General features: G+C 42.3%; 20 protein-coding genes. 18 read left to right on the top strand and 2 right to left on the bottom strand.

The annotated features are described in order from the left end of the window. Window positions 1–35 precede the first annotated feature (35 nt). From B7714_RS08615 to B7714_RS08580, 8 genes are all read left to right on the top strand, one after another. Window positions 36–500, top strand: coding sequence for an immunity protein YezG family protein (locus tag B7714_RS08615; RefSeq protein ID WP_084860239.1), 465 nt, complete (start codon window positions 36–38; stop codon window positions 498–500). A gap of 66 nt (window positions 501–566) precedes the next feature. Beyond that, window positions 567–1,226, top strand: a complete 660-nt coding sequence (locus B7714_RS08610) for a hypothetical protein (protein WP_084860238.1) — start codon at window positions 567–569, stop codon at window positions 1,224–1,226. Between the two features lie 54 nt (window positions 1,227–1,280). After that, on the top strand, window positions 1,281–1,766 hold the full coding sequence (locus tag B7714_RS08605) for an immunity protein YezG family protein (RefSeq protein ID WP_084860237.1): 486 nt from the start codon (window positions 1,281–1,283) through the stop codon (window positions 1,764–1,766). Window positions 1,767–1,913: 147 nt separating this feature from the next. Further along, on the top strand, window positions 1,914–2,723 hold the full coding sequence (gene imm47, locus B7714_RS08600; RefSeq protein WP_084860236.1) for an Imm47 family immunity protein: 810 nt from the start codon (window positions 1,914–1,916) through the stop codon (window positions 2,721–2,723). 192 nt (window positions 2,724–2,915) lie between these two features. Then, window positions 2,916–3,662, top strand: a complete 747-nt coding sequence (locus B7714_RS08595; RefSeq protein ID WP_193432111.1) for a hypothetical protein — start codon at window positions 2,916–2,918, stop codon at window positions 3,660–3,662. Between the two features lie 39 nt (window positions 3,663–3,701). Continuing rightward, window positions 3,702–4,373 (top strand): hypothetical protein, encoded by a 672-nt coding sequence (locus B7714_RS08590; protein WP_084860235.1) that lies wholly within the window; start codon window positions 3,702–3,704, stop codon window positions 4,371–4,373. Between the two features lie 153 nt (window positions 4,374–4,526). Further along, entirely contained in the window at window positions 4,527–5,408 is an 882-nt protein-coding gene (locus B7714_RS08585; protein ID WP_084860234.1) for a beta-carotene 15,15'-monooxygenase, read from the top strand. Between the two features lie 36 nt (window positions 5,409–5,444). Continuing rightward, a complete protein-coding gene (locus B7714_RS08580; RefSeq protein WP_084860233.1) occupies window positions 5,445–5,915 on the top strand; it encodes a hypothetical protein in 471 nt (156 codons plus the stop codon). 195 nt (window positions 5,916–6,110) lie between these two features. On the opposite strand, the gene B7714_RS08575 is transcribed toward B7714_RS08580, so the two are convergent. Together B7714_RS08575 and sstT are read right to left on the bottom strand one after the other, a co-directional pair. Next, window positions 6,111–7,064, bottom strand: a complete 954-nt coding sequence (locus B7714_RS08575; RefSeq protein ID WP_084860232.1) for an aromatic acid exporter family protein — start codon at window positions 7,062–7,064, stop codon at window positions 6,111–6,113. Window positions 7,065–7,113: 49 nt separating this feature from the next. Beyond that, window positions 7,114–8,325: a serine/threonine transporter SstT gene (gene sstT, locus B7714_RS08570; RefSeq protein WP_084860231.1), complete on the bottom strand. Its 1,212-nt coding sequence runs from the start codon at window positions 8,323–8,325 to the stop codon at window positions 7,114–7,116. Between the two features lie 149 nt (window positions 8,326–8,474). On the opposite strand from sstT, the gene B7714_RS08565 reads away from it, so the two are divergent. From B7714_RS08565 to B7714_RS08520, 10 genes are all read left to right on the top strand, one after another. Continuing rightward, a complete protein-coding gene (locus B7714_RS08565; protein ID WP_084860230.1) occupies window positions 8,475–9,035 on the top strand; it encodes a mechanosensitive ion channel family protein in 561 nt (186 codons plus the stop codon). A gap of 57 nt (window positions 9,036–9,092) precedes the next feature. Further along, entirely contained in the window at window positions 9,093–10,001 is a 909-nt protein-coding gene (locus B7714_RS08560) for a magnesium transporter CorA family protein (protein WP_049477879.1), read from the top strand. A 14-nt stretch (window positions 10,002–10,015) separates the two neighbouring features. Next, complete coding sequence (locus B7714_RS08555) at window positions 10,016–10,543, top strand: YqeG family HAD IIIA-type phosphatase (RefSeq protein WP_084860229.1); 528 nt, start codon at window positions 10,016–10,018, stop codon at window positions 10,541–10,543. 2 nt (window positions 10,544–10,545) lie between these two features. After that, window positions 10,546–11,652, top strand: coding sequence for a ribosome biogenesis GTPase YqeH (gene yqeH, locus B7714_RS08550; RefSeq protein ID WP_084860228.1), 1,107 nt, complete (start codon window positions 10,546–10,548; stop codon window positions 11,650–11,652). 213 nt (window positions 11,653–11,865) lie between these two features. After that, the gene (yhbY, locus tag B7714_RS08545; protein WP_000060171.1) at window positions 11,866–12,177 is read left to right on the top strand and encodes a ribosome assembly RNA-binding protein YhbY; all 312 of its coding nucleotides are present in this window, start codon (window positions 11,866–11,868) and stop codon (window positions 12,175–12,177) included. 50 nt (window positions 12,178–12,227) lie between these two features. After that, on the top strand, window positions 12,228–12,857 hold the full coding sequence (locus B7714_RS08540) for a nicotinate-nucleotide adenylyltransferase (protein WP_042902804.1): 630 nt from the start codon (window positions 12,228–12,230) through the stop codon (window positions 12,855–12,857). Beyond that, window positions 12,857–13,450 (top strand): bis(5'-nucleosyl)-tetraphosphatase (symmetrical) YqeK, encoded by a 594-nt coding sequence (gene yqeK, locus B7714_RS08535; protein ID WP_042902803.1) that lies wholly within the window; start codon window positions 12,857–12,859, stop codon window positions 13,448–13,450. The genes B7714_RS08540 and yqeK overlap by 1 nt, the downstream gene beginning before the upstream one ends. After that, window positions 13,451–13,804 carry a ribosome silencing factor gene (gene rsfS / locus B7714_RS08530; RefSeq protein WP_042902802.1) on the top strand — a complete coding sequence of 118 codons (354 nt, stop codon included), beginning with the start codon at window positions 13,451–13,453 and terminating at the stop codon, window positions 13,802–13,804. Window positions 13,805–14,124: 320 nt separating this feature from the next. After that, window positions 14,125–14,865, top strand: coding sequence for a class I SAM-dependent DNA methyltransferase (locus B7714_RS08525; RefSeq protein ID WP_042902801.1), 741 nt, complete (start codon window positions 14,125–14,127; stop codon window positions 14,863–14,865). A 9-nt stretch (window positions 14,866–14,874) separates the two neighbouring features. Next, entirely contained in the window at window positions 14,875–15,972 is a 1,098-nt protein-coding gene (locus B7714_RS08520) for a nucleotidyltransferase (RefSeq protein WP_042902800.1), read from the top strand. The last annotated feature ends 5 nt before the right edge of the window (window positions 15,973–15,977 follow it).

The following is a 15,977-nucleotide window of genomic DNA, read 5'->3' as shown; positions in this document are numbered from 1 at the left end:
GACAGGGGGAAAATCCAAGCAAATCGGAGGAACATATGGAACAACAAATGAATGAAAAAATTATCGAAATTGTGCATCAAGCCAACGATATGATTCCAGTTGAGTGGGATGATTTGTATATTGTAATCGAGATGGACAAGACCTATAGTGGTGAAGCATATTTTTATTTTAAATATAAAAATCAATATCATTACCATCTTGAAATGCCAGAAGATTTTGGTCTATCGATGATGGATGTTCTAAGCGAAAACAAGGTTTTATTTAAAAAATCAGAAGATCTGAAAAGAGTGTTTATTGAAAATAATTTGGCAGATTGGTACATTTGTATCATCCATTTAGATGATAACAACAAGCTTTCAGTCGACTATGACTATGCTCCATGGAATAAAAGTAATTTTGGACCAACTGCTCAAATGAACTTTTTCAGATATCAATTTTTAGGATTTGAACCAAGAAACGAAAAAGAACAAGAACAGTTCAAGGCTATGGAAGCCTTCTAGCAGGAACATAATGGAAAATAGTTTGCTTGGATAAGAGGAATAAGACCAGATTAGTGAGGTAATTCAATGGTTAAATTTTCAAAAATAGATAAACAACTAAATAAAGAACTGAAGCAGTCTATCCGTTCGGCAGCGAAGCGCTTGAAACTTAAATCAAGAAGTGAAAGGTTTTTTGATAAAGTAGGTGACTATCTGGTTAAGTATATGGTTGATATTGATTTCCCTGATAATAAGTTTCGTCTAATCATTCGTCCTTATATCAAGCCATATATTTTTGATGATATCTTTTGGGAAGTTTTTGATATGGCGGGCAATTCGCAGGAACCCATGAGTCTTCGAGCAGTTGGAGCTTTTACGGTTCATGACTTATCATTACCATATAAGGTAGTTAGAGAAGACTGGACGATGGAGAATCTTGACTTAGAAAAAGTTGGAGTTAAGGTTTTCGAGGGGCTCTCAGAAGCGCATGAAGAAGTCAAAAAACTGATCAGTGGGTTCGCAAGTTTTGAAGATTTTTATGCTTACACAGTTGAAAATGGACCAAGGATTGCCGGCTATGATCTAATAGGGATGCTTTTAATGATCCACCGGGAACAATATCAAGAAGCACTTCAAATGGCAGAAGACTTAATCGCAAAACGAGATTTCGGAGACTTCCAAAATAAGAGTAAATGGATAAATGAATACATTGTGGATTATTGTAAAGAAAAACTCAAGGCAGATTAGGAAGTCTGGGCCCCATGCTTGTCTTTAAATGTATAAACCAAATCGGAGGAACATATGGAAGAACAGATTAATGAGAAAGTGATGGAAATTGCTCAGAGTGTCCATAAGACTATACCTGTAGCTTGGGAAAATCTTTTTATTAATATTACCCTGGCTTTTGATGGTGGAGAAGTCTACTATTTCTTCAACGAAGAAGGAAAAAGTGACTATATCTATAATCTCTATATTCCCATGAAGTATGAGTTGCCTAATTCAGAATTTAGAGAAAATGAAAGACGCACTTTCAAATTAGCTTGGGAATTGAGGGAAATCTTTAAAAATGAAGAGCAAGCTTTATGGACAACATGTGTTATAAAGATTATTGGTACAAAATTGACTGCTACATTTGACTACGCACCTTGGTTCGAGAGTGGGTTTACCTCAGGCCAACAAATGGATTTTTTTGAATACAAATACCTTGGCAAGCAGCCAGCTAATGAAGAAGAACTAGAACAGTTCAAAGCTATGGAATCCTTTCAGAAGGAACATAATGTAAAATAGTTTGAACTGATAAACGGCCCCCCTCGAGGTGGTCTTTTATGGTATACTGGGATTGTAGAGCCAGTAAATTTGGTGATAACTTAGCATCGGTCAGAAAGCAAGTAACAAATTTCCAAAATAAAGTATTGAGATAAAAGGAGAATGGGGATGGGAAATAAACTGTTAATGCCAGGAATGTCGTTCGGTCACGTTAGTTCTGTAGCGCTTGAAGATTTAAAAAGGGACTTACTTTCAGTAAAAGATGAGAGAGAATGTGTATTGCTGATTGCTGAAATCTTAAAAAAGGGAGATTTTACAGTAAAAAACTTGCTGATTGACTTGATGAACCAGACAAAAGATGAAGCTGTGCTCAATCTTTGTATTCGATTGTTTTGTCCAGTTTGTACACATGATGATTTAAAAAAGGTTGAAAATTTTCATTTTTTAAGTTCGGCTTCAGAATTTGCGGTATTTACTTTTGTCGCTGGCGCTGTGGAAACAATGTCCTATGAAGTCGTTCCTTACCTTCTTACTCTGTGGGAGGAGTGGGAAGATACAGAAACCGATGTGGAGTACGCCATTCAAGATGCTTTGGATAGCTTTCTCAACTATCGTTCAATTATAGAGGAAAATGCAAGATTAGAAGAAGTTGGAAGTTTATATTTTGATGTAATAAAGAACAAGAACTTAGATTGCTATTATTACAAAACTCTTCAGGTTTTTCCTGGTTTATTTACACAAGAAATTATGACTGCTCTATACATCGCTGCTCAAAAAGAACAGAAATACCATCTTTATCTTCAGGCTTCCCTTCTTTCTATTTATACAGGTAAGCAGGTCCCAGTGGACACCAATACTCTTATTTCAAAAAATGAAATTGATTTGATGGTTGGTTATATTGATGACTTATCAGACAAAGACTGGACGGAAGGTATGAAATATTTTTACGGCCATCCAGTTGAAGGACTTGTAGAATAATGAAATGGACGATTGATAACAAAGGACTACCTTCATGGTGGTCTTTTATTGTTTTCCAAACGCTAGTCATAGGGTTTATGGTATACTAGTAGGACAGTTTATCTATGGGATAAGAGACTGATTTCATGCAAGTCAAAAGGGAAAGGTCAGAAATGTGCGCCTTTTCCCGAAAGAAACTAGAAAGAGAAAGAGATGTTTTTAGGAAGACGTCGGATATTTTTTAACCAATACTATGATAAAGCGATTTATTATGATCGCAAAACCCACGAACTTTTGGAAGCACCAAAGAGCAAGCTCTTGGATACAGAAAAGTCTAGCCGGATGAATCGCCATATCCCCTTATTGGTAGTCCTCTTCTTATCAAGTGGTAGTGGGTTGATTTCCTTCTTCCGCTTGTTTATACAAGGAACCTATACCATGTCTACCTTCTGGAGTGTTCTTCTCATTTGGCTAGGGCAGTTTGCTTTCATCACCATCCTTGTCGAACGAGCCTTGTATCGAAATGTCAACAGGGCTCAGGTGACTACTCAAACTATTTGTCTGGCGCTTATGGAAAAGTCAGAGGAAACAAAGGAAGCTGAGGCAGAGATGAGTGAAAAAGATAGTCGCAACGCTACACGCTGGATAAGAGCATTGCTTTCTCTGGTTCCCTTGGTTGGATTTTTCTACGCCTATAATTTTATTTGGAATTACCAAGAGAGGTTGGGCACTCCCATCGGAGGAGAGATTGTCAAGATTGTCCTAACAGGACTTTTATTAGGATTGACATTTGTTCTTTATAACCAAAACAATTTACCCAGAATATTGGATATCCTGGATCGCTTTTATGCTAGAAAACTGAGCCTCATCTGTCGAGCAGACGACAATCCAGATGTCTATCTAGAAGTGAGTATGGGGACAGATGAAGAATTTGTCATCAAGGAAGTACAGAAGGACTAGGATCCGTTTTTGAAAGAATGAGATAGAAAGAGGTAGAGCATGTTTTTTCTGAGACGTCGTCGGGTTTTTATCGGGGAATGCGATGGTCAGGCGGTTTACTATGACCAAAAGACTGGGGAAGCCTTGGCTGCTCCAAAGAGTGTTTTACTCAATACGGAAGGTGCTTATAAGACCAATGCTTACATTCCTGAAATGGTTATATTTCTGATGGCAGGTGGGCCTGGTCTCTATGGCCTCCTTTCAGCCTTGGATATTGGTGTCTATAATTGGACCAGTTTGAGCTATGTGTTACTATTGTGGTTGGCTGAGTTTCTATTGTTTACCGCAATTCTTGAGCGAGGACTTTATAAAAATGTGCGCAAGGCTCAGCCAACAACGGAGAAGGTGTTTTACTATGCAGTGTCACATAATTTGATGGTAAGGGACGAACACTTTGATCCAGCTGAGGCATCTGCTACGATCTATCGAATCACTCGTTACATCATACTTGCCTTTGTTATCTATCTTTTGTATGTTTTTTACGACTGCACTCAAAAATTTGGGCAACCGATCGAACGCGGCTATGATTTTTGGGGAGCAGGTCTAATGTTCTTCGTGCTCTTTTTGTTGTACAACCAAAACAATCCCGTTCGTTTTGTAAAGATTATGAAGCTCTATAGCCAAGGGAAAATCTTGTTCAAGAAAGAACCGGAGAACGAAACGTGTAACTAGGTGTTAGGGAACAGTCAAATCCCAGAAAGTGAGTGCTGTATCTTGAACGAAGCGAGGAGTAGCTGTTGCGATAGTTGCTATGTGATGACCTTCTCAAATGGAAGATTCTCAAGAATATACGGCGTTTTGCCAGATGAAATTTGGAGATGAAAAATGAAAGACATCCGTATTTTCGGTGCCGACTTTGAAAGAAGTAAGCGCATTGTGACCCAGGGGGATTTTGCCCTCACAGCAGGTATGCCCAACCCCATTCATATGGGTATCATCAACCGCCTCTTTACAGTGATTATTCTTGGATTTTGCTTTTCAGGGATTCTGATCTATGGCGTATTAATCGGGATTCCAGAGTTTATAAGTGTAGATAGCGATGTTCATATCATTTCTCTGGAAGCAGGATTGCTGATTCATAACATGAGTAGCTTTCTAAAGCCCTTTAATCTGACGGTATATGTGATATCCTATCTAGGAATGGTGCTTGTTTTTTGGCCTAAAAAACGCTTGACTAGCCAGCTTTGGACCTACTTTCCCTTCTATTTCGCCATGTCCATTTGCGCTTTCATATCAGGACTGTACTTTGCCAGTGCAGTGGCCTATGATGCCTATACATGGTTGGGCTTCTGGCTTGAGCTTGGGATAGGTATAGCCCTCTTTTTCTGGATTATTCTCAATAGTATCCAGAATCTCAAGCGCAGACTAAATGATCGAGAGGAGAAGTCAATCCTTAAGCAGCTAGTCAGGATTCTTTCTGGAATCACGGCAGTTCTCTTTCCAGTGTCGCTAGTCTATCATCTGCTATATCAAATCCCCCTTCAGTGGTATTTCTATATTTTAGGCTTATTTTTGCCAGTTTGGTTTGTCATTGGAGCTCATTTTATCGCCTTTATGATCAATGTCCATATCTTTCAAGCCTACTATATCCACAAATACCCAGAAGAGTATAAGGCTTATTTAAAGATATCAGACCGAGAATGGTACAGTAAACGATACTATAAAAAGCTGGTTAAAAGTGGACAGTTACAGGAAGAGAGAACGTGAGGGAGTCGGTGTTCCTATATAAAACGGAGGTTATTTATGAAAATAAATGATGACGTTATTAAAAGTTTGATTTCGCTTCCCTTTTTAAAGGAAAACAGAGAAACAGAAATCCCAATAAAACAGATAAAGAAACTGCAAGAAGCGGATAAGAATATTAATAGTTTAAAATGGGAGAATTTTGTGTTAGAGAAAGATGGTGATTTTAGTGTCTATCTTTTTAAAAACCAGAGTGACATTTATAAACACTGGAATTCACTTGCAAATAGTGCAAAAGAGGAAATAATTCCCGAAATTGAAGCGCGATTAGATAACCTGATTACGGAAGGTAAACTGGTAGCATCCATGAAAGATCAGATTAAATTTGATATCATCGGCTTGGCTATCTACTTGATCATCAAAAAAGAGGTTCCCCAAGCTGAGTCAACATTTTATGATGATTTGTATGCTTTATATCAAGCAGGCTACATTCCTTGTGGATATGCGGGTGGAAAGTATAAAGTCTTCTAACTTGGATTGTTACGAAAGTTAATCTTACTCTTGAAATAGTATGTGAATTTTTAAGTATGGCTAGCCGTGTTAGGGATTCATGTTTTCCAGAAAATATCCCTATCTTGATGATTCAAAGGAGAATGGTCAAACAAGCTGTCCTTCCAAATGCAAAACAAAAGAACCTCAGAGGAAGTCTCTGAGGTTCTTTGCGTTCTAGTTTCCATATTTCTGATAAAAATCGACCTTGACCTGGATAAAGGTTTCGGCTTCGCGTAGTAGTTGCAGGAGGGTAGCACGGGTCTCAAACTCCTCACGTGTTTTAGGGAGACTCCGATTGCGGAAGACTTGCAGATAGCGTTCGATGTCATCAAGTAGGTCATGAGCAGGATTGGTCTGACTTAGCTGGGCAGCAATCTTAGAAAAGAGCTGGGCCAAGATCAAACTCTCACTTGCGGCCAGATGACAGGTATTAATCTGCTGGGCCATATTTCGCAGGATACGACTTTGTCGCTGCCTCATCTCAAAGTAGTGGATATGGTAGTCCGTCTGGTGAAAGAGATGATCCGAGTGATCCAAATAAACCAGCTTGAGGGCTTCATCGAGGAGCTTGTCTAATTGGTCAACGAGTTGGGCTTGATTGCGCCCGTCTCCTCGCGACAGATAGTATTTAAAGCGAAGCAGGATGTCTTTTAACTTTTCTTCGACCTGAAGGTGGTAACTTTGGATAGCTTTCTCACGAGAAGGCATGTAAAGGTTGACCAATAGAGCAAAGCTTGTCCCGATGAGAAAGAGGAGTACTTCATTAAGCAAGAGCTCTGGGGAAGTAGACTCCTGTACCAAGAGATGACCGACCAAGACACTGCTAGGGGTGATGCCGATTTCCCAACCCATTTGATAGGCTAAAGGGACATAGAGAGCCAGATAGAGGCCCAGGCTCCAGATGTGAAAGCCTGTCAGCTGAAAGGCTAGAACACCGATAGCGAGCGCTAGGAGCATGGAAAAGAGGCGGTTGCGTGCTAATTTCAGCGTGCTTCTGCGCGTGTCGGAGAGGCTTAAGAGAGCGATGATTCCAGCTGAAACTGCTGATGATAAATCTAAAAAATAAGCGAGAAAACAAGCGAGACAGGTCGCTAAGATCAGTTTTGTTGTACGTTGAGTGAGGGACATGAAAATTTCCTAAACTAATAGAATCGAGTGTTTAATGAGGAGTCAGAGACTAGGGGCGAAGTTTTCGGTTTGTAGCATACTCGGCAACCGCTGTAAAGAGGACATCTGTTGAAGAGTTCAGGGCTGTTTCGCAGGAGTCTTGCACGATTCCAATCACAAATCCGACTCCGACAACCTGCATAGCCAAGTCGTTGGAAATCCCAAAGAGGCTACAAGCGACAGGAATGAGGAGAAGGGATCCCCCAGCAATCCCGGAAGCACCGCAGGCAGAAATGGCAGCCACTACACTGAGCACAAATGCTGTCCCAAAGTCTACCGAGATTCCGAGTGTATTGACCGCAGCCAGAGTCAGGATGTTAATGGTAACGGCAGCGCCAGCCATGTTGATGGTCGATCCAAGCGGGATTGAGACAGAGTAGGTGTCAGGATTCAGTCCCAAGTCTTGGCAGAGTTTCATATTGACAGGGATATTGGCAGCAGAGCTACGAGTGAAGAAGGCTGTAATACCACTGACACGTAGGCATTTCAAAACAAGGGGATAGGGATTTTTCCTTATAAAGAGAAAGGCGATGAGAGGGTTGACGATGAGAGCTACAAAAGTCATGGTAGCAATCAAGAGTCCCAGCAGCATCCCATAGTTGGCTAGACTGGCAATGCCTTTGTCAGAGATGGTCTTGAACACCAAGCCTAAAATTCCAAAGGGAGCTAGGTTGATAATCCATTCCACGATTTTAGAGGTGACATCCGCCATGGTTTTCAGCAATTCTTTACTATGTTTACTTGCCTCTCTCATAGCCAGACCAAAGACGACTGCCCAAGAGAGAATTCCGATATAATTGGCTTCAACAATGGCATTCAAGGGATTGTCCACCAGTTTGAGCAAGAGGTTGCTGAGGACTTGACCGATACCGTCAGGAGCAGCAACTTCAGTATTTGCACTGGTCAGGGTGATTTGAACAGGTAGTAAGAAACTAGCTAGAACGGCCATCAATGCAGCAGCAAAGGTTCCGAGCAAGTATAGGAAAATAACCGTCTTCATATTGGTGTTTTGTCCCTTTTGGTGCTGGGAAAGGGCATTGGCAACAAGGGCAAAAACTAGAATAGGAGCGATGGCTTTCAGTCCGCCTACAAAGAGATCTCCAAGCAGACCAATTCCTGTAAGGTTTGGAAAGAGCATCCCCAATGTCGCTCCAAAAATCATTCCAATGAGGATTCGTTTGATGAGGCTTGCCTTGGTCCAGGCTCTAATGATTCGTTTCATAGCAGTCTCCTTCAAATGTATTGTTTATAATTATAGTATAAATATGCTATAGAGGCAAGTAATATTTTGAAAATAGAGACGATAATTGAATAATTATGAAGGAAAAGAGAGGGACGATTTTATGGTATAATAGTAAAAAGGAGTTTTATATGCAAGATTTTTTTCAACGCTATTTTGATAAACTTGATTTAACAACCATGTTAGAGAATCTCTTGACCAAGGTGATTTCTCTTTTGATTTTGTTTTTACTATTTTATATAGCTAAAAAGATGCTTCATGCGACTGTACGAAAGGTTGTCAAGCCCTCGCTTAAATTTTCAAATCGAGATGCAGGAAGACAAAAGACCATTTCTCGTTTGCTGGAGAATGTCTTTAACTACATTCTTTATTTCTTTCTGCTCTACTGTATCCTGTCTATTTTAGGTTTGCCGGTTTCTAGTCTCCTTGCCGGTGCTGGGATTGCTGGGGTGGCCATTGGTATGGGGGCGCAAGGCTTTCTATCCGATGTCATCAATGGCTTTTTCATCCTTTTTGAACGCCAGCTTGATGTGGGTGATGAAGTGGTTCTCACAAATGGACCGATTACCGTTTCTGGAAAGGTCGTTAGCGTAGGGATTCGTACGACCCAACTGCGAGGTGACGATCAAGCCCTTCACTTTGTTCCTAACCGAAATATCACTGTTGTTAGCAACTTTTCCCGCACAGAGTAGGTCTGCTATTTTGGCAGATTTGTGGTACAATAGAAAGAGTTTGGTAAAGGAGAAAACATGTTTGTAGAAAAGCAGTTGGGCAATGGATGCACTTGGATTAACCTAGATTTGGGAAAATTGAAAAAACTAGAAGATCTCTCCGAAATCTATGGATTGGACAAGGAAACCATCGAGTATGCTCTTGATAGAAATGAGCGTGCCCACATGGACTACCACCGCGAAAGTGGAACCGTCACCTTTATCTACAATGTATTGGATTTGAAAAAGGACAAGGAATACTATGAAGCCTTTCCCATGACCTTTATCGTGGAACATCATCGCTTGATTACGATTAGCAATAAGAAAAATGCCTATGTGATTGAACAGATGACACGTTATTTAGAGAGTCATGATATGCTTTCTATCTACAAATTTCTCTTTGCTAGTCTGGAAATCATCAGCAATGCCTACTATCCTGTCATCGAGCAGATGGACAAGAGTAAGGATGAGGTCAATGGCCTCTTGCGTCAGCGAACGACCAAGAAAAACCTCTTTGCCCTTTCCGACTTGGAGACTGGTATGGTCTATCTGACAGCGGCTGCCAAGCAGAATCGCATGTTGCTAGAACATATCCAAGGACATGCCCTTTATCGCAGATTTAACGAAGTTGAGAGAGAACAGTTTGATGATGCCATGATTGAGGCTCATCAGCTGGTTTCGATGACCGATTTGATTTCTCAAGTTTTGCAACAACTATCAGCCTCTTACAACAATATCCTAAACAACAACCTGAATGATAACTTGACAACCTTGACCATTATTTCAGTTTTACTAGCAGTCTTGGCAGTAGTGACGGGCTTTTTCGGGATGAATGTTCCCCTCCCCTTCACAGACGAGCCCTATGCTTGGGTCTACATCAGCTTGGCTAGTGCGGTCTTATGGCTGGTCTTGTCATTGATTTTGAGAAAAATTGCGAAAAAAAGTTAAGAAAAGGAGCCAGAATGGCGATTGAAAACTATATGCCAGATTTTGCTGTGGAAGCAGTCTATGATCTGACAGTCCCAAGCCTGCAAGCGCATGGTATCAAGGCTGTTTTGGTTGATTTGGACAATACCCTCATTGCTTGGAACAACCCTGATGGGACGCCAGAGATGAAACAGTGGCTACATGATCTCCGTGACGCGGGCATTCGCATCATCGTAGTCTCAAATAACACCAAAAAACGGGTTCAACGAGCAGTTGAGAAGTTTGGGATTGATTACGTTTATTGGGCCTTGAAACCTTTCACATTTGGAATAGACCGTGCCATGAAGGAATTTCACTATGAGAAAAATGAAGTGGTCATGGTCGGCGACCAACTCATGACGGATATTCGGGCAGCGCACCGTGCAGGTATTCGCTCGATCTTGGTCAAACCCTTGGTCCAACACGACTCCATCAAAACGCAGATTAACCGGGCTCGCGAGCGCCGTGTCATGAAGCAAATTACTGAAAAGTACGGGCCTATTATATATAAAAAAGGAATCTAACTATGGAAGAAATTCTCTGTATTGGTTGTGGAGCAACCATTCAGACGACAGACAAGGCTGGTCTTGGTTTCACCCCCCAGTCAGCACTCGAAAAAGGCTTGGAGACTGGCGAAGTCTATTGCCAACGCTGTTTCCGTCTCCGTCATTACAATGAAATTACAGATGTCCAGTTGACTGATGATGATTTCCTCAAGCTTTTGCACGAAGTGGGAGATAGTGATGCCTTGGTGGTCAATGTCATTGATATTTTTGACTTTAATGGTTCTGTCATCCCAGGTTTGCCACGCTTTGTATCGGGTAATGATGTTCTCTTGGTCGGAAATAAAAAAGATATTCTGCCCAAGTCTGTTAAACCGAGCAAGATTAGCCAGTGGCTCATGGAACGTGCCCACGAAGAAGGACTTCGTCCAGTAGATGTCGTTCTGACTTCAGCCCAAAACAAGCATGCCATTAAGGAAGTCATTGACAAGATTGAACACTACCGTAAGGGCCGCGATGTCTATGTGGTTGGCGTGACCAACGTTGGAAAATCAACCCTTATCAACGCTATTATCCAAGAAATCACGGGTGACCAAGATGTCATCACGACTTCGCGCTTCCCAGGAACAACCTTGGACAAGATTGAGATTCCGCTTGATGACGGATCTTATATCTACGATACTCCAGGGATTATCCACCGCCACCAGATGGCCCACTACTTGACGGCTAAAAACCTCAAGTATGTCAGCCCTAAAAAGGAAATCAAGCCCAAAACCTATCAACTTAACCCTGAACAAACCCTGTTTTTAGGTGGTCTTGGACGCTTTGACTTCATATCAGGAGAAAAGCAAGGATTCACAGCTTTCTTTGACAATGAACTCAAACTCCACCGTACCAAGCTAGAAGGCGCTAGTGCCTTTTATGATAAGCACCTCGGAACCCTTCTAACACCACCAAATAGTAAAGAAAAAGAAGATTTTCCAAAACTAGTCCAGCATGTCTTTACCATCAAGGACAAGACAGACCTGGTCATCTCAGGCCTAGGCTGGATCCGCGTAACAGACACCGCCAAAGTCGCCGTCTGGGCACCAGAAGGCGTCGCCGTCGTCACACGAAAAGCAATCATTTAAACACAGAAAGGAAAGAGTTGTCTAGATTCGGGCGAGCTCTGCGAGCCCATAACGAATACTTTTCGCCGTGGTGTCAGTTGGTACAAGCGCTTGTACCAACTGCGGAAAATTTGAGACCTTAGGCTCAAATTTTAGTCATGAAAGTCCGAAGGACTTTGCTGACGTCCGTCACCACTTCAGAAAAGTATTAAAAGAAACTCTTTTAAAGAAATTATGTCATTAACATCAAAACAACGTGCCTTCCTCAACAGCCAGGCACACACCCTCAAACCCATCATCCAAATCGGGAAAAATGGTCTCAACGACCAAATCAAAACCAGCGTACGTCAAGCTCTTGACGCCCGTGAATTGATTAAAGTTACGCTCTTGCAAAACACAGATGAAAACATCCACGAAGTAGCTGAAATCTTGGAAGAAGAAATCGGTGTGGATACAGTCCAAAAAATCGGACGCATCTTGATTTTGTATAAACAATCCAGCAAGAAAGAAAATCGCAAGATTTCTAAAAAAGTCAAAGAAATCTAAAACCTACTCCAAACAACTGTTTTTACAGAGAATTAAAGGAAGACGAGCCTATGGCAATCGAATTATTGACTCCCTTTACCAAGGTAGAGTTGGAGCCAGAAATCAAGGAGAAAAAACGCAAACAAGTCGGGATTTTAGGGGGAAATTTTAACCCTGTTCACAATGCCCATCTTGTTGTGGCGGACCAAGTACGACAACAGTTAGGACTGGACCAGGTCCTGCTTATGCCCGAATACCAACCACCTCATGTGGATAAAAAGGAAACCATCCCTGAACACCACCGTCTCAAGATGCTTGAGTTGGCGATAGAGGGGATTGAAGGTCTGGACATTGAAACCATTGAGTTAGAACGTAAGGGTATTTCCTACACCTACGACACCATGAAGATTTTGACCGAGCAACATCCAGATACGGATTATTACTTCATTATCGGGGCTGATATGGTGGACTATCTGCCTAAATGGTACCGAATTGATGAGCTGGTCGAAATGGTTCAGTTTGTTGGAGTTCAGCGCCCGCGCTACAAGGCAGGGACTTCCTATCCAGTTATCTGGGTGGATGTGCCTCTCATGGACATCTCGTCCAGCATGGTGCGTGACTTCATTGCCCAAGGTCGGAAACCTAACTTTCTCCTACCTCAGCCAGTGCTAGACTACATCGAGAAGGAGGGGCTCTACTGATGGCATACCAAGACTATATCAACTGTTCCCGAGAGGCTTTGTTGGAAAGAATGGCAGAGCTTCTGCCTGAAAAACGTTTAACCCATTGTTTGGGTGTAGAGCGTGCAGCCATAGAACTAGCCAAGCGATTTGGAGTCGATGCTGAGAAAGCGGGTCTAGCAGGCCTTCTTCATGACTATGCTAAAAAGTTGTCAGATCAGGAATTTCTAGACTTGATTGACCGTCACCAGCTAGACACTGATCTCAAAAACTGGGGCAATAATGTCTGGCATGGTATGGTTGGAATTTACAAGATTCAGGAAGATTTGGATTTGCATGATTCAGAAATCCTGCGAGCCATTGAAATTCATACAGTCGGGGCTGACCAGATGACTGATCTTGATAAGGTTATCTACGTCGCAGACTACATTGAGCACAATCGTGCCTTTCCAGGAGTGGATCAGGCGCGTGAAATTGCTGAGCTATCGCTCAATAAGGCAGTGGCCTACGAAACAGCTCGTACCGTGGAGCATCTAGCTCATCAGGGATTTCCCATCTATCCCCAAACCCTTGAAACCTATAACGCCTTTGTGCACTATTTGAAAGAGGACTAAATGAACGAAAAAGAATTACTAGAACTAGTCGTGAAAGCGGCTGATGAGAAACGTGCGGAGGATATCCTCGCACTTGATGTACAAGATTTGACCAGCGTGACGGACTACTTTGTCATCACGAGCTCAATGAATAGTCGTCAGTTGGACGCTATCGCAGATAATATCCGTGAAAAAGTAGCTCAAGCAGGCTTTAAAGGCAGTCATGTTGAAGGTGATGCAGCTGGAGGCTGGGTTTTGTTGGACCTCGGCGGTGTCGTTGTGCATATCTTCTCAGAAGAAATGCGTGCCCATTATAACCTAGAAAAACTATGGCATGAGGCGGCTTCTGTAGATATTTCAGAAGCCTTGGCCTAGTAAATGAACTCAGTTGCAGGCAACTGGGTTTTCTTTGCTTATTTTAGAAAAAATTGATAGAAAGGTAAGGGCGTCGTGTTTTGTTCATCTCGAAACTGAACACGAGCTAATAGTTGCGAAAAAAGAGTAACTTCCTTTGTATCTGACGATACAGCAGAAAGTTTCCTATTTTCTCCTTGCTTTTAACGCTCTTTGTATCTTAGAAAGGATTTGAACCCGTCCTGTAATCGTTGGAAAATAGATAGCCTTCCTTGGAGCTCGGCTCCATCGTCAAGCTCCTAATTTTCATTCCGATTACGGGCGGACTTGGTATCATGAATATGTCAACTTATGAAACCTTTGCGGCTGTTTACGATGCAGTCATGGACGATAGTTTATACGACAAATGGACTGATTTTTCTCTGCGTCATTTGCCAAAAACTAAGGAGAGAAAGAAACTCTTGGAATTGGCTTGTGGGACAGGAATCCAGTCTGTTCGCTTTTCTCAGGCTGGTTTTGATGTGACGGGACTTGACTTGAGCGCGGATATGTTGAAGATTGCGGAGAAGAGAGCTGCTTCAGCCAAGCAAAAGATTGATTTTATTGAAGGCAACATGCTGGATTTGTCCAAAGCAGGGAAATATGATTTTGTCACTTGTTATTCGGACTCGATCTGTTACATGCAGGATGAGGTGGAAGTAGGAGACGTCTTTAAGGAAGTGTATAATGCCCTCAATGAAGACGGAGTATTTATCTTTGATGTACATTCGACCTACCAGACAGATGAAGTTTTTCCAGGCTATTCTTACCATGAAAATGCGGAAGATTTTGCCATGCTTTGGGACACCTATGAGGACGAAGCACCTCACTCCATCGTGCATGAGTTGACCTTCTTTATCAAGGAGGCTGACGGTTCCTTTAGTCGCCACGATGAAGTGCATGAGGAGCGGACCTATGAGGTCTTGACCTATGATATATTGCTGGAACAGGCCGGTTTCAAGTCTTTCAAACTCTATGCGGACTTTGAGGACAAGGAACCAACAGAAACTAGCACCCGTTGGTTTTTTGTCGCGCAGAAGTAGGAGATTTCTATGACCATCACAGGTATTATCGCGGAGTTCAATCCTTTTCATAATGGGCACAAATACCTGCTTGAGCAGGCGGAGGGACTGAAAATCGTTGCCATGTCTGGAAATTTCATGCAACGAGGAGAGCCGGCTATCGTGGACAAGTGGACACGGACCCAGATGGCGCTGGAAAATGGCGCAGACTTGGTCGTGGAATTGCCCTTTTTAGTTAGTGTTCAGGCAGCTGATTTCTTCGGTCAAGGAGCTGTGGATATCTTGGCTCGCTTGGGGATTGATACTCTAGCATTCGGGACGGAGGAAGTTCTGGATTATCAGAAAATTGCTGACCTATACACGGAGCAAGGTGCTGAGATGGAGAATTTTGTGGAAAATCTGCCTGATTCCCTCTCCTATCCTCAGAAAACCCAAGCCATGTGGAAGGAATTTGCAGGTCTGGATTTTTCTGGCAACACGCCCAATCATGTTCTTGCTCTGGCCTATGCCAAGGCGGTTGCGGGACGTAGAATCAAACTCCATCCGATTCAGCGTCAGGGGGCTGGTTATCATTCTGTGGATAAGGATGTGGACTTTGCCTCAGCAACAGCCCTCCGTCAGCATCAATCAGACCAAGATTTCTTAGAACGCTTTATGCCTTCTCTTGACCTCTTTGAGTTGGCGTGTAGGGTGAGTTGGGATGACTATTTTACCTTGCTCCGCTATCAAATCTTGTCAAATCCAGACCTAACCACCATCTATCAGGTCAATCAAGAAATGGCTGTGCGTATCAAGGAAGCTATCAAAACAGCCCAGTCTGTTGACGAATTGGTCGAGGCGGTTGCGACAAAGCGTTATACCAAGGCGCGTGTACGACGACTCTTGACCTATATCTTGGTGCAGGCCAGAGAAAGCGACTTGCCAGAAGGCATCCATGTCCTTGGCTTTACTGAAAAAGGCAGACAACACCTCAAGTCTCTGAAAGGCCAGGTCCATCTAGTCAGTCGAATTGGCAAAGAACCTTGGGATGCTATGACTCAAAAGGCAGACCAGATTTACCAACTAGGACACCCAAGTATAGCAGAACAGAATTTTGGCAGGGTTCCGATTAGAATAGAAACAAACTAAGTCTA

This window comes from Streptococcus oralis subsp. oralis, from assembly GCF_002096595.1.
GTDB lineage: Bacteria > Bacillota > Bacilli > Lactobacillales > Streptococcaceae > Streptococcus > Streptococcus oralis_D.
Note: the sequence above shows the minus strand (reverse complement) of the source record. Positions and strands in the feature narration are given on the sequence as shown.

What these genes read in the sequence shown, in the direction of transcription:
- B7714_RS08615 (WP_084860239.1), top strand. Translation starts at nt 36, where the DNA reads ATGGAACAACAAATGAATGAAAAAATTATCGAAATTGTGCATCAAGCC.
- B7714_RS08610 (WP_084860238.1), top strand. Translation starts at nt 567, where the DNA reads ATGGTTAAATTTTCAAAAATAGATAAACAACTAAATAAAGAACTGAAG.
- B7714_RS08605 (WP_084860237.1), top strand. Translation starts at nt 1,281, where the DNA reads ATGGAAGAACAGATTAATGAGAAAGTGATGGAAATTGCTCAGAGTGTC.
- imm47 (WP_084860236.1), top strand. Translation starts at nt 1,914, where the DNA reads ATGGGAAATAAACTGTTAATGCCAGGAATGTCGTTCGGTCACGTTAGT.
- B7714_RS08595 (WP_193432111.1), top strand. Translation starts at nt 2,916, where the DNA reads ATGTTTTTAGGAAGACGTCGGATATTTTTTAACCAATACTATGATAAA.
- B7714_RS08590 (WP_084860235.1), top strand. Translation starts at nt 3,702, where the DNA reads ATGTTTTTTCTGAGACGTCGTCGGGTTTTTATCGGGGAATGCGATGGT.
- B7714_RS08585 (WP_084860234.1), top strand. Translation starts at nt 4,527, where the DNA reads ATGAAAGACATCCGTATTTTCGGTGCCGACTTTGAAAGAAGTAAGCGC.
- B7714_RS08580 (WP_084860233.1), top strand. Translation starts at nt 5,445, where the DNA reads ATGAAAATAAATGATGACGTTATTAAAAGTTTGATTTCGCTTCCCTTT.
- B7714_RS08575 (WP_084860232.1), bottom strand. Translation starts at nt 7,064, where the DNA reads ATGTCCCTCACTCAACGTACAACAAAACTGATCTTAGCGACCTGTCTC.
- sstT (WP_084860231.1), bottom strand. Translation starts at nt 8,325, where the DNA reads ATGAAACGAATCATTAGAGCCTGGACCAAGGCAAGCCTCATCAAACGA.
- B7714_RS08565 (WP_084860230.1), top strand. Translation starts at nt 8,475, where the DNA reads ATGCAAGATTTTTTTCAACGCTATTTTGATAAACTTGATTTAACAACC.
- B7714_RS08560 (WP_049477879.1), top strand. Translation starts at nt 9,093, where the DNA reads ATGTTTGTAGAAAAGCAGTTGGGCAATGGATGCACTTGGATTAACCTA.
- B7714_RS08555 (WP_084860229.1), top strand. Translation starts at nt 10,016, where the DNA reads ATGGCGATTGAAAACTATATGCCAGATTTTGCTGTGGAAGCAGTCTAT.
- yqeH (WP_084860228.1), top strand. Translation starts at nt 10,546, where the DNA reads ATGGAAGAAATTCTCTGTATTGGTTGTGGAGCAACCATTCAGACGACA.
- yhbY (WP_000060171.1), top strand. Translation starts at nt 11,866, where the DNA reads ATGTCATTAACATCAAAACAACGTGCCTTCCTCAACAGCCAGGCACAC.
- B7714_RS08540 (WP_042902804.1), top strand. Translation starts at nt 12,228, where the DNA reads ATGGCAATCGAATTATTGACTCCCTTTACCAAGGTAGAGTTGGAGCCA.
- yqeK (WP_042902803.1), top strand. Translation starts at nt 12,857, where the DNA reads ATGGCATACCAAGACTATATCAACTGTTCCCGAGAGGCTTTGTTGGAA.
- rsfS (WP_042902802.1), top strand. Translation starts at nt 13,451, where the DNA reads ATGAACGAAAAAGAATTACTAGAACTAGTCGTGAAAGCGGCTGATGAG.
- B7714_RS08525 (WP_042902801.1), top strand. Translation starts at nt 14,125, where the DNA reads ATGTCAACTTATGAAACCTTTGCGGCTGTTTACGATGCAGTCATGGAC.
- B7714_RS08520 (WP_042902800.1), top strand. Translation starts at nt 14,875, where the DNA reads ATGACCATCACAGGTATTATCGCGGAGTTCAATCCTTTTCATAATGGG.